The following is a 14,079-nucleotide window of genomic DNA, read 5'->3' as shown; positions in this document are numbered from 1 at the left end:
CTAATATGAAGTTTGATTTTGCAGTTTGGTCTTCAACTACATTTACTCTAGCTTCCTTAGAATAATATCCATAAGCTTCTGCTACTAAAGTATATTCGCCAATTGGAGATCTCATAAAGAATTTACCTGTAACAGGGTCAACCTTAACACTTCTTCCTGTTTCCAATACTGTTACTACAGCATCAGATATTGGGATTCCTGCAAATACCATTTGCATATTTTGTACTTCTATATCCTCTATTGTTTCAAACTTATTTGTTCCTGTTCTATTTAATTTATAATTAGGTGCTAATGGTTCTATATAATCAGCTTTCTTCGAATCTCTTCTTATCAACTCTGTTTCTTGTACTGGCCCTGGTTTTGATGCTGATTCTGTAGTGCCCACCATAACAAATACATCATCTATATACCAGCCAGTATATGAAAGTGAGCCATCTGAATGGAAGAAGAATCTAAGATTTACTGTATTCCCAGTGTAAGCAGCTAAGGATATCTCTTCATTAGTCCATGCTTGAACTCTTCTACCATATTTTCCACCTTCTGCAGGAGTTATATTGGTCCAAGTAACTCCATCATCTGTAGAAATTTGTACTTGCCCATAATCATATAAAGTAGTTGTCCCTTCCATGTCAACCCAATGATTAAATGTCAATACCGAATTGCTTCCTTCTGGAAGTACTATAGCTGGACTAACTATATAGCTGTCACTGTTCATAGGATAGTTACCTCCTAAGTTCGTTGCCCATAGTTTTGTTCCTGAAGCAGCTCCATTAGGTCCTGATGTTGGTACTCCCCATGCCCATGGGTTATTAGTTCCGCCAGTAGTAAATCCTCTGTCATTGTTTTCAAAGTCTGTACCAAATATAGTAGTAAAGGCTAAAGCTGTAGCAGATACTTCCTCTGTATTTTCACTGATATTGCCTGATAAATCTTCTGCATTTATTACATAGTAATACATTGTGTTAGGACTTGTTTCTGAATCTATAAAACTATTATTGTTAATTTCTCCTATCTTAACATATCCTTCGCCTAATGTTTCTGAACGATAAATATTATAATGTGATAAATCAGCATCTGGTGAATGGTTCCAGCTTAGCTTAATTCCTCTCATGTTAGCTTCTGCTGTCAGGTTAGTAGGTATTGCTGGTGGTTCGTTATCACGAGCCATTAGTCTTACATTGTCTATATACCATCCTGCTCTCTGACCTGATGAATCAGATGTAAATCTAAATGCTACAAATACTGGTTCTTTAGACCCTATATAATTTCCAAGATTCACAAGTGATTCCTTCCAATTCATAGCACTACCTGTTATGATTCCCCTTGCTTCAGTCCAAGTTTCACCATAATCATTTGTAATTAGTACATATCCTTTGTCATAATTATTTTCCATCTCATACCACTCATAAAATCTTAGTGAAGCAGTTTCTAAATTTCCATCTCTTAAATCTATTGGAGGAGTAATCATCCAGCTGTCAGCATTATTTGGATAATTTCCATCTAATGTAGTTGCTGCTAGTTTTTCTCCTTCAAATGGCTTCGGACCAACATTTGATGGTACTCCCCATTCCCATGCTCCATTGAATATCCAGCCATTAGCGTTATTCTCAAAGCCTTGGATATATTCTCCTGGGATTACACCAAATTCTATATCTATTTTATAATCCGATGTAACTACTATATCTCCTCCATAGTCTCTTACTTTTATCTTATATACAATACTATCTCCCATTAACATATCATGAGTTATAGTTCCTTTATACATTCCATTCTTGTGATCTCCTGAAATTCTATTCATTGGAGCTACCATCCAGTAGGATTTTCCCTGTTGTTTGACTAAAAGCTCTGCTTCTGTTATTGCAACATCATCTGATATTTCTGCAAGGATTTCTATGTCTAAACCCATATAGGTTTCAAATATTTCTTGTTCATGAGTTATAGTTGCCTCTGATGTATCTTCCCCAGGAACTAATACTCTACCTGAAATATATCCTGTTCCTGTTGCTATGGATGATACTGCCTCAAATGCATCTACCATACCATAGCCATAACCCATATTTGGTGCTGTTGGGTATGTGGAGTCAGTTAATGGTGTAGCTGTATCCTGAAGAATTTCTTCAACATCTGCTACTGATAATGAAACATTCGCTGATAATACCAGTGCAACTACTCCTGCTACTGCTGGAGTTGACATTGAGGTACCTGAATTACCTGCATATCCGCCTCCTGGTACTGATGATCTTACATTTACTCCTGGTGCAGATATATTTGGTTTAACTAAAGATTCATCATATGGTGATGGTCCAAGTTTTGAGAAAGATGCTCTTATATCATTCCTATCAGTTGCAGCTACTGCAAAGGATTCTGGATAATTAGCTGGGCATGATATAGAACCCGGCCAAGGTGCCGGTTCCCCTAATCTTTGATTTCCTGCTGCAAATGCTGGAAATATCTCTGCTGCTCTCCAATTTCTAACAGCCTCTCTATACCAATCATCTATTCCAGCTCCTCCACCCCATGAGTTATTAACCACATCTGGAGCATTGTCTGGATTTCCACCTGGTGCTAACATCCATTGTGCTGCTGATAATAATATGGCATCTGTTGTAGAACCAGCAGTATTAAATACTCTTGCTGCTATCCATTTTGCTCCTGGTGCCACACCTATTTTATTAGAGCCATCTGCTTCTTGACCAACCATTGTTCCCATTACATGAGTTCCATGGTCATCTGAATCTGCTGGTAGTGATGCGTTGTATACAGGGTCAAACCAGTTTCCACTGGCATTAGTAGTTTCTGTATTTGGGTCATAGCCTCTCCATTTATTCTTAAGTGCTGGGTGAGTCCAATCTACCCCTGAATCTATATTGGCTACTACTACTCCTGTTCCATCGTATCCTAGATCCCATGTTTGGTCTGCCTTTACCTTCTCAACATTCCACTCTACTCCATTAGCTGTAGGTTCTATTTCATTGCTCATCTCTGGATTTTCTAATATATGAGTTTTATTTTTGTAGATTTTATCTACTTCTGACATATAGGAAAGATTCTCTATTACTTCCTTTGTAGCTTTTGCATATACCATATTAACTATATGATAAGGTGTAAATTCTACTACATTTCCATTTTCCATCTCTTGTTCTAAATATTTTAAAACATTAGCTTGAGTTATTTCTGCAGTATCTTTTAGAGATTCCAATACTGCACTTCTTACTTCCAGCTTAGTTTGATATGGGGTCATAGCTGATGATACAGCTGATCTTGTAGCATGGGCTACTTTTTCTGTATCCACTTGCTCCCCCATATATATGAGTATTTCCACTAGGTGTTCATTATCTATGTCTTCCTTTACCTCAGCTGAAATCTTATTTGCAGCTAATTCATATAAATCTTCTTTTGCTGAACTAAGTTGGTTGTTCTCTGCATAAACAAAGGATGTAAAATATCCCAATACCATAATAAGGCTTATTATTAGGGATAATACTTTTCTTACTTGGTTGTTCTTTGACATTTAACAATTCCCCCCTTCAGTTTTTTGCAAAATATTTAATCTTTTTTACACCTCCTTTTTTTAATTATGTAAAATTAAAACTTTAGCAAAATACTGTAATTTCTATATATATGTCATAAGGAGTTATTTATCACCACCCCTTACTTATTTCATTCATTGTCATGATTTCCTTAATATTCTGAGATATTGTTAATATTTATCAAAGTATGGCAAGTGTTTATAGTTTCTTGCCTTTTTTATATTATTTTCCAATAATTTGTCAATATCTAGTTAAATAAGAAAGTTACCCCTAAACATCTTTTAGGGGTAACATTTCTATTTACTTTAATATCTCTCAAATATCCTTATGGTTCCAAATGCATCTTTATGAATCAATCTATTTGGTAAAATATCTAAATCTACTAGATTTCCATCTTCATCCACTATAGTATTGGATCCAAGCTTGATATAAACAGGCTTTCCAGTATTATACCATTCAGTTAACTTTCTCTGTGCACTTGCATCATTATCTAAAAGGTCCATATCAAATGCCTCATCACCTAATATAATGGAGTTTGCAGGGATATTCTTCATAGCCCCTTTCACAGTTACTCTTCCTTCTGCTGTCTCAAATATTTCAGTACTATCTTCAGCAACATATACTACTTCTATTGCTAAATTTGATGCTATAAATCCATCTGGAGCTGTCCAAGTAGCTGTATATAATCCTGGTGATTCTTCAGTCATTGGGATTCCATAGCTACTTCTGCTTACTTCGAGTGGAAGTAACATTCTATAATATGCAGAACCGCCAATCGGAGCATTGAAACTTATATTTAAAGTACCTCCAGCTTCAAGTTCTACATCTCTTGATGGTTTAATATTTCTAATAGATGGTTCTTGTGGTTCTTCTCCTGATTCTAGATTAACAATTACAGATTTAACTGTACTATGTCCTGCTTTGTCCTTTAAAGTAAATAGGAAATAATTATCTCCTTCTACAAGATTTACGGTGTGGCTTATTGTTTCATTAGCAGGCTCAACTATAATAAGAGGATAATCATAAATATATATCTGACTGTCACCTAGGAATAACTCTAGGTATCCCAAATTATCCATCATTGTAATTTCTAGTTCTGCTGTTTTCGATTCTTTATCGATATTTAATATATCTATGTTTAGTTCTGGATCAGTAGTATCTACATAAAATCTTCTCACTAAACTGCTGGATGCTCCAGTCTTGGATACAGCCTCTATCTTAGCCTCTTGATAACCATCTTCCATGGTTAAAGTTTTCGTAAACTTAAATGCTGGCCCTGAGTAAATACGTGTACTTGGATCATCTGGATGTTGCAAATCCACATGGTCTTTAAATTCAATATCAGCTTCAACATTATTCACAAGTACCTTATCTAATAATGAGAAGTTTGCAACATAGCCTTCGAATAATATATCATTCGTAGTATACATTTCAAGTAATTTAGGTTCGTAGATGTATATATATGGATGAGTGTTGTCTATATTAAAAGTAAGTTCAGAAGAATTCGTATTATATAATTTATCTACAGATATTACTTCTACATTATATTCTTTTGCATCAGTTATATATGACTTTATATCTAACTCATATGAGGTCTTTCCTTCTTCTCCAGGAACAACTGCTTCCATTTCCTGTCCATTTATATTAAACATGAATCCCAATATACCTATGCCTTTGTCTACTGAATTCCAAGTAAGTTTATTTGTCTGCGGATTATATGATAAATTACTTATCTCTGGCCCAACGGTATCAATAGTTATTGGAATCTTCTTGGATTGTACTTCCGCTCCACTATAATGGATTTTGGCGGCGATTTCATAGAAATAGTTTCCATCTGGAACAATTTCACCATTTACTATTCCATCCCACTGTGCAGCAGTAACCATTCCAACAGGCTGATTTCTACCTCCATTAATATAATTCTTTCTCTTGTATTGCTGCATCAAAATAGTTCTCAACAGATTACCTTCGCTATCTAATATATTATAATTAACTGATTCCGCATTTCTCATAAATGATAGATACGGCATTATATTACCAGTACCTTTCTCATTTCCAGCTACTGTCCCTGGATTCATGAATATATGTGGTGTAGTATAGAAATATCCATTACCTTTAGCATCCCGATATAACATACCTGATGTGTTGAAGTAAGAGCTTCCTGCTGGATCAATGAATCTCATACCATCAAGAATAGTAGGTTCTCCCCAGTCACCATAAAATCCCACATATGGAATGGAAAGTGTTGGTTTTTCATCAGTAGGGTCGAGCAAAGTAACAAAACCTTCCACAAACATATTTCTATAAACTGTAGAATCTGTTCCTATGTCTACAGTTACTTCAAATACATATTCTCCATTTGCTGGAACAGTCACTGAATCTGGTTTATCTATATCTGCATCGTAAATATAATCAGATAACAATATATTGAAACCTAATTCATTAATATAATCTGTTAAAACTGTAACATCTACATTATAGGTTATATCTGTATTTGAATCATTTATAGCTTTAAATTTCATGGTAAACTCTGTATTTTCAAAATCCTTTAATTCTATTTTTGCTTCATTAGTTCTAGCATCTACTACTCTAACAGGAGTAGATACTGCACCATAAAGGTCCATTATACCTGCACCTTGTCTTCTAGGTGAATATTCAGTTTCATATTGATCCAATACTGGTATAGCTGTATTCATCAATAACACCTTAGCAAGTCTAGTCTGTTCTGCTAAATCTAATTCTCCATAGATTTCATGTTCTTTAATATATTCCATAACAAGAGCAGAGCCACCTGCTACATGAGGCGCTGCCATTGAAGTACCACTCATTGTCCCATATTTATTATCATTTAATGTAGAATATATCTGCGCACCTGGTGCTGTTATTTCAGGCTTAAATTCTAAGGAAGGAGTAACTCCCCATGATGTAGAGTCTGCCATTTTTCCTGCATTAGGATTAGGTATAGTCATCATCATATCAGAGAAAGTAAGAAGTTTTTCTTCTAATCCCAATAAGTCTAATCCACCTTTGTATCCTATAAATACTGCTGGAATATTTTGTCCTGGAGGTGTAGCCATGTTGACTAAAGCCTCTCCCCCAGCTTCGTGATTACGAACTATTACTCCTATTGCTCCCGCTGCTTGAGCATTTTCTATTTTTTCTGTAAAGTTAGATGTCAATCCTCCACGAACTACTAGAGCTACTTTACCTGCCACATTAGTAAGTTCAGATGGATGACCTGATCCACCATCTACAAATAGTTGTGGTCCTAGCAATGTTTTTGCTGGATTTATGGACCCTGCTACTGCCATTGGAATATTATGCTCCTTACCATTTTTTATATAAGTTAATCCATTTGCCTTTTGGTGAGTATTTTCAATTGATGCTACCTGTATAGTATCTGTATTGATTCCTGGTGCACCTACTACACCTATGTCAGGATTTTGTTTCCACGGGTTTGCCGTCCATCCATAGGTCATTGAACCAGAATTTCCTGCCGAAACTGAACATACTATTCCATTATTTGTAGCATTGGTTATTGCAACATTTTCCGCTGATTCTGGAACATAGAAAGATGCTGTTGAACCTAGACTCATATTTAAAACATCAGCACCAAGTCTTATGGCCTCATCTATAGCTACTAGATATATATCACTAAATGTAGTTGAATAGATTGGGTCATTGGAAAATACCTTCATAGCAAGTAATTGACATTCTGGAGCTACTCCTTTGATTCCTCCATTATTGATATTACCATTTGCTCCTGCTGTACCAGCTACATGCATTCCATGCATTGATGCATCTGGACCTAAATCTAATATTTCATCATTTAAATCATAATAGTTATATCCATAAGGAACTTTCTCAGTATAATATTTACCAAGTAAATTCTTGCCTTCTAACGTTTTCCTAGTGATTTTTTGATCAATTCCTTCACTAAGTACCATGTCTCTATGGCTTGGATCAATACCAGTATCTATAATAGCTACTACAGTACCTTCACCCTTATATCCTGTATCCCAAGTTGGAAGTGTTCCAATCATATCCTTGGATGTATCCATATCTGGTATTATCTCTGGTCTTTCATATTCATTAGATATATATACTTTGTTGACTTGAGGCAAACTTTCAATAACTTCAATATCTTCAAATTTGACCATACCGCTAAATCCATTAAATGTTGTATTGAAGCTATTTATAAACTTCATATCCACTCTGTTGGCCTCAATGTTTTTCTTGACTTGTCTTTGTTCCTCATCTATTCTTCTTTCGACTTGTTTGATTGAAGATTCTGACATTTCTTCATAGCTTAAATTTCTTTCTGTAGCGTAAACTATTGATGGATCAGATTTTAATTCGACAATAATTCTAACCTCATCATCGTCTTCAAAAAACTCTCCTAACTCATCTTCTAGTTTAATCTTTTCAGCGTTTTCATCTGCCTTGAACTTATCTGTTACTCTTGTTAATACTTCCCCCTGAGTTGAGTTTTCATTTTCTGCAAAGGTAAACCCTGGTATTATCAGAGTTAGTACAAGTAATAATGCTAAAAACCTATTCATTTTCTTCAAATCGCTTCCTCCTTTTAATTTTATTTAATCATTCATTTGAAAAATGATTAATTCAAAGTGATTCTGAATTACTATGGATGGTTATTTTGGAATCATTGGATTTACTAAGACCACATCTTCAAATGTGTATAATAAATTCTTATCAACATCATAAATTCTGATAGTTACCTTATCTGTTATGGTTCTTGGGTTGAAGAAAAAGGATTCTGTAGACCATGTACCTAAATCAAATATAGAAGTATTTTCATGTTTTCCTCCAGATAACTGATACACCACATCATATTTTGTAGCATTTGATATATTTTCAACCACTACATTGATCTCAATTAAGGCTGGGAAAAAATTAGGTGATGAATTACGAACCTCTACTATTACTTTTGGTTCTTCAACTGGATTTATAGGCCCTTCTTTCTCTACCAAGGCACTCATACAAGTATTCAGTTTGGTTAATACCATATTAACTTCTTCCTGAGTAGCTTCATCATTGTCATTTATCTCTATAGCCTCTTGTAACACCTCTGCAAATGGTCTCCAAGATTCCTCGGTATAATCTTCTTCTTTCTTTGTTATAGCTTCTGCTATAGATGCTGTTAATGCAGCTTTATCTACTACTGGATCTGAGTCCTCCATCATTATATTTATTCTTCCTTCTGCTATTTTTCTTATTGGCTTATTTCCTTCAATCTTAAACTCTACTTCAATTTGGAGCTCTCTTCCAACTACCTGTTCTGGTATTTTCCATGTTGCAAAATATACTCCTTCCATCTCTTCCATTTCCATTTTATACTTATTAAACTCTTCATCAGCCATTCTGTTTATATTCCTATCCATTGAATTTTCATATGGAAGTAATACTCTGAACCAACCTTCTCCACCTTCCGGTGCATTAAATCTGACTTCTAATATGTCCCCAGCTTTAAGGAATATATCTTGGTCTGGTAGGATGTTTGTAATGAATGGTTCTACTGGATTTTCTTTTATTTCTAATCCTTCTATTGCTACATTTAAATTTTCTAATGCTTGATCTACCTCACTTTGAGTAGCTTCTAAATCATCTATAACTTCTATAGCAGCTTCTAGTACTATTTCAAGTTCTTCCCATGTTTCTATTGTATAATCTTCTTTATTCATTCTTTCTGCCCTATCCACTGCATCTATTAATTCTGATTTATTTACTATTGGTTCTGGATTTAACAGTTCTTCTATCAATTCATCCATTTTATCATTTAATTCATATAGTGCATCATTAACTTCCCTTTGAGTAGCTTCTGGATTATCTCTTACTTGTATTGCTACTTCTAGAGACTCTATAAATGGTCTCCATGTTTCTAGAGTATAGTCCTCCTCATTTTTTTCTTCTGCTATATATATAGCAACTATTAACCCTGATTTATCTGCCTCTTCAGGCTCAAAATCTAGATTTCCCCCTTCTATTTTTACCAATTTCTTCATTCTAGCATTTAATTCTGATAATGCTTGATTAATTTCTCTTTGTGTAGCTTCATTATCTTCATTTATTTCTATAGCCATATCTAAAGCCACTTCAAATAGTTTCCAAGATTCCTCGGTATAATCTTCTTCATTCTTTCTTCTAGCTTCAGCTATTGCTTCTGCCAACTTTCTTTTATTTACTTCTAGTTTCACTGTGTTATCTTCTTGAATCTTTATTGTATAAGTAGTAGTTCTCCCACCAGCTTTTATGGTCAAAACTTGTCCTTCTGCTGGCTCCCTACTATCAAATCCTGTTATATTAGATTTTGTTACTCTCTCTATTTCTCTGCTACCATCACTATATATTCCCTCTATAACTAAACCTGTAATATCCAACTCATCATCTACTGTATAAACCAGCTTATCAGGTAATGATTTAACCGAAATTCTGTTTAATGTTACTGGATCTGGTCTTGTAGGCAGCTTTGTGGTGGTGGACTTTTTGGTGGATACTATAGTTGGATTAGATTCTTCTAACTTTCCATTTACTACCTTATACTCTACATTAGTTTTTAATGTTGATCCATTAGCCTTAATTTGAGTTCCTGACTTAATTGATTTTATAGTACCTTTCAAATCTACAATCACATCTACACCAACTATACTAAGGCTATCAATTGATGTATCCTTTGCTGATATAATACTTGCTTTATCCCTCACTTCAACCTTCTTTATATAACTACCTTTAGTAAGCTCCAATCTTGCCTGTTTTACAGTTTTGACCTCTTCTACTGTTGTATTAGAAAGAACTACATTTACTAACCCTTGTTTTTTATCTATAGATACAGAATTTAATTTAGAATTATTAATGCTTAGACTATTTACCCCTCCTCCATTAACAATCACTTTACCCTTTACTACTACATTATCAAGAATTGTATTGCCTTCCCCTATACCTTCTGTTAAGTATAAATTACCTCCGATTACTATATCCTTCAACATTACATCTTTTGTATTTACTATAAGGTTTGTCTTTATATTTTTATTTATAATCCCAGATGTATTAACTATCTCACCTGAAATGTTACATAACATCTTAACCACTTCAGCTCTTGTAATTTCTGCATTTGCTCTAAAAGTTCCATCTGGATAACCATTTATATATCCATTTTTCTTTAACCCTCCGACAACACCTTTAAGTTCTTCAGGTAAAGTTAAACTATCTGTAAATTTAGATGCTTCAAGCTTGTCCTCCTCTATTCCAAAAATAACACCAATTATTCTGGCAACCTCTCCCCTAGTAATGTTCTCATTAGCATTTAATGATGTTCCTGGAAGTATATAATTAGCATTCACTCCCTTTCGTACCTCATCATAATACCAATCTGTAGGACTTAAATCATTAAAGTTAACCTCAGATTTTTGAGTAAAACCCATTATACCATTAACAACCTTGTAAAATTCAGATTTACTTATATTGTTAGTAGGTCTAAAAGTTCCATCTGGATAACCTGAAAGAATTCCCTTATCCTTCATGTAGTTGATTTCATGCTTCGCCCAATTGTCTTCATAATCTCCTCCTTGCCCCAATACAACTATGCCTGTAGACATGAGGATGACTAAAGAAAAAATCAGCGATAATATTTTTTTCATACAAATACCCCTCCTTTAATAGTTATACTTGTCTCATTTATATGATAATACTTGATTTAAAGTAAAGTCTAGAAGCAAGTTATGACATATTTTACTGAGTGTAGATTATTGTCTACACCCCTGCATCCATTCAAAAAAGGAGCTTTAGTATGTTTACTTTAGATTAACATTAAGTTAAATAAGTATACAATAACCTTAATAATTTGTTACTCTATAAATATATCTGTCATATTTAAGAAGAATTTTTTTAATGGTTTACAAAATATCTCTTTATATACTTATTTCTACAATTTAATAAATATATTTTTATATTCATAGACAAAGATATATCTACTGTAAGTGTCTTATTCTCTCAATTAGTAGCAAAATAATCTTCTGATATTCTTTTCTTTTATTTAAGATTTCATGACCGATTTTTGAATATTTTGTAAATTTACATTCTATTAATGAAGCCATTTATGTATTTATTTAATTCTATCTATAAATCCTACATATCCTCATTTACAAAAATAAAAACCCAAGGATTTAATTTCTCTCCTTGGATTCCTAGAACCTCTATCTATAATTTAATTCTTACGATATTAATAAAATACTGCACAGTTCCTTTCTGAATAATACGGTATTAAAATTGTTTTATACATTTATTTATATTTACATATTTTATTACTATAATTCTATAATAATTTACCTCTGGGCCTGTAATTTTTTCATAGTTATAATATTACTAATAATAGTTGTTGTTCCAGCAATTAAAGTGCCTAATCCCCATATTTGCTTTTTCATTAATAGTCCAATAATTCCACCTACTATAAGTATCGTTCCAATACCTAATCCCACTAAACAACCCTTATATTGAATTTCAAAGGATACCTTAGGTATTTCTCCTGTTCTTTCCATTGCTTTTTCTGTTCTAGCTAGTGCTTTTCTTGTTATGTGCAAAAGCTTTTCATTAATATTATTCATTTGTATCCTCCATAATATATGAATGTCTTTTTAAAATTTGTTCAATAAGCTTATCACTTACAATGTCAACTCCAAGATGTTTCATTAACATTTGTAAGAACTTTAGTCTACTTAATGTTTCAGAAATATTACGATTAAATAAAATTGGATTTATCCAAATATTAATAAGTAACATAAATATCTCAGCACATTCATTTGGAAACTCCGTATTAATGGAACCATCCTCTATTCCTTCTTGTATTATTTCACTTAAAATGGGTGCATCACCGTTAATACCTGTTTTAATACCCAAAACTACAAATTGGGGATTTTTTATTTGACCTATTAGTACATTATCTAAATAATGTGCCTTTTCATCAGACATAGTAGCTTCTAGTATATGTACAAGCTTTTCTCTGCCGTTATTAGCTTTTGTATATTTTATTAATTTTTTTAACATCTGATTCGAATAACTAAATTGCTTTTTAGTTATTGCATCTAAAATTTCTTCTTTGGATTTAAAGTGATGATAAATTGCACCTTTCGACATTTTTAGCTCATTAATAATATCCTGTATACTTGTTTTATCAAATCCTTTTTCGATAAATAATCTTTCTGAAACAGATAATATTTTTTCGATTGTTTGTTCTGGATCTTTATTTCTAGACATTTAATCACTCCTTACATACCGACCGTCAGTATGTATAGGTTATAATATTAATTATTAAATGTCAAGAATATTTTCTTCAATTTATTATTAGTTTAATTAATTATGTTTTTAATACCGTAAAATTATTTTTGAATAATACGATATTTCAATAAAATATTTAATTTTAGCATTCTTTACATTCAATATGAAATTCATATTTTTGCCATAATTCAAAGTCTTTTATTTCCCCTACTTGTTTGTATAATTCTTATTTACAGTAATACTCTGCTTCTTCCGCTATAGTTGTTATTCGGTTTTTAATCATATTCCTTCATCTTTCTTAAATTTATTTATTAATAAATTAACACTTTACTACTATCCCTCATATTCTATTGTAAGAGTATTTAATATAAACTAGATCGGAGGTGTTTTTATGGGTGGCTTATTTGGTGGCAGAAGAGGATGTGAAGATGAATGCGGTATGGATACTTCTTTATTATTCTTCTTTTTACTTTTAGTAGTTATTTTCTGTAGCTGTGATTCCTTCTAACTTAGAATAATTGAGTCGGGGTTTATCCCCGATTCTTTTTATCTCTATAAAGATTCATTCGTTTTTGTAACTTTCTTTATATACAGTCCTCTTCCTTGGTTCCTATCTTACTAAACATACATTTTATCCAGTGAAGTTGCAAGTAATCGTTTATAACTAAATCTAGCTCCTTACTTCTTTTAATTTTTCTATATATACTAGGCATTTCAGCTACTGTAAGGGATGGATAATTTTTTTAGCTCTACTAAGTAAACAATTCCAATTAAAGTAGCTGGGTTTGCAAATAGTTTGCAATTTAAAATAATCCATGCTATAATGTTGATTAATAAGAAGAGCAAAGCCCTTTGTAATCTTGATATATACTTGATTACAAGAATGACTAAATATTTTCGGGATGTGGCGCAGTTTGGTAGCGTACAAGTCTGGGGGACTTGGGGTCGCAGGTTCAAATCCTGTCATCCCGACTTTTCTATCTTAGGGTATAGGCTGATAATATTGAAAAGTAGCCATTCTTTATTATGTTAAATTGATATGTTTAGGTACAACTTGCTGTGTTTGAACTAAATGGCACAGAAATTGACACTGAGATTAATGATATACATCATTGAAATAAGAACCTTTTTAGGTTCTAGTGTTGCATCAAAATAAAAAATACCAGTTGACATGGTAAAATTTGATTAATGAAAAAAAGAGCCTCATTTGGTTTAATGGAATTATCGAGAAACCATACACCAAGGAGGTTCTTTTTCATGT

At 33.0% G+C, this 14,079-nt stretch carries 5 protein-coding genes and 1 tRNA gene; 1 reads left to right on the top strand and 5 read right to left on the bottom strand.

From position 1 onward, the window contains the following. The 5 genes from FYJ83_RS18435 to FYJ83_RS18415 all read right to left on the bottom strand — a co-directional run. Nucleotides 1-3,511 (bottom strand): S8 family serine peptidase (locus FYJ83_RS18435; protein ID WP_154442961.1); only part of this gene is annotated, 3,511 nt, incomplete at its 3' end. Between the two features lie 324 nt (nt 3,512-3,835). Then, nucleotides 3,836-8,092 carry a S8 family serine peptidase gene (locus FYJ83_RS18430; protein WP_229768656.1) on the bottom strand — a complete coding sequence of 1,419 codons (4,257 nt, stop codon included), beginning with the start codon at nt 8,090-8,092 and terminating at the stop codon, nt 3,836-3,838. 90 nt (nt 8,093-8,182) lie between these two features. Beyond that, nucleotides 8,183-11,185, bottom strand: a complete 3,003-nt coding sequence (locus tag FYJ83_RS18425) for an S-layer homology domain-containing protein (protein WP_154442959.1) — start codon at nt 11,183-11,185, stop codon at nt 8,183-8,185. A 684-nt stretch (nt 11,186-11,869) separates the two neighbouring features. Beyond that, nucleotides 11,870-12,148, bottom strand: coding sequence for a hypothetical protein (locus FYJ83_RS18420; RefSeq protein ID WP_154442958.1), 279 nt, complete (start codon nt 12,146-12,148; stop codon nt 11,870-11,872). Further along, nucleotides 12,141-12,797: a TetR/AcrR family transcriptional regulator gene (locus FYJ83_RS18415; RefSeq protein ID WP_154442957.1), complete on the bottom strand. Its 657-nt coding sequence runs from the start codon at nt 12,795-12,797 to the stop codon at nt 12,141-12,143. The genes FYJ83_RS18420 and FYJ83_RS18415 overlap by 8 nt, the downstream gene beginning before the upstream one ends. A 919-nt stretch (nt 12,798-13,716) precedes the next feature. Between FYJ83_RS18415 and FYJ83_RS18405 the strand changes: the two genes are divergently transcribed. Next, nucleotides 13,717-13,790: transfer RNA gene (locus FYJ83_RS18405), tRNA-Pro, on the top strand. The last annotated feature ends 289 nt before the right edge of the window (nt 13,791-14,079 follow it).

Source organism: Tissierella pigra (assembly GCF_009695605.1).
Classification (GTDB): Bacteria; Bacillota; Clostridia; order Tissierellales; family Tissierellaceae; genus Tissierella; species Tissierella pigra.
Note: the sequence above shows the minus strand (reverse complement) of the source record. Positions and strands in the feature narration are given on the sequence as shown.

Coding starts and splice junctions, on each gene's coding strand:
- FYJ83_RS18430 (WP_229768656.1), bottom strand. CDS start 8,092: ATGAATAGGTTTTTAGCATTATTACTTGTACTAACTCTGATAATACCA.
- FYJ83_RS18425 (WP_154442959.1), bottom strand. CDS start 11,185: ATGAAAAAAATATTATCGCTGATTTTTTCTTTAGTCATCCTCATGTCT.
- FYJ83_RS18420 (WP_154442958.1), bottom strand. CDS start 12,148: ATGAATAATATTAATGAAAAGCTTTTGCACATAACAAGAAAAGCACTA.
- FYJ83_RS18415 (WP_154442957.1), bottom strand. CDS start 12,797: ATGTCTAGAAATAAAGATCCAGAACAAACAATCGAAAAAATATTATCT.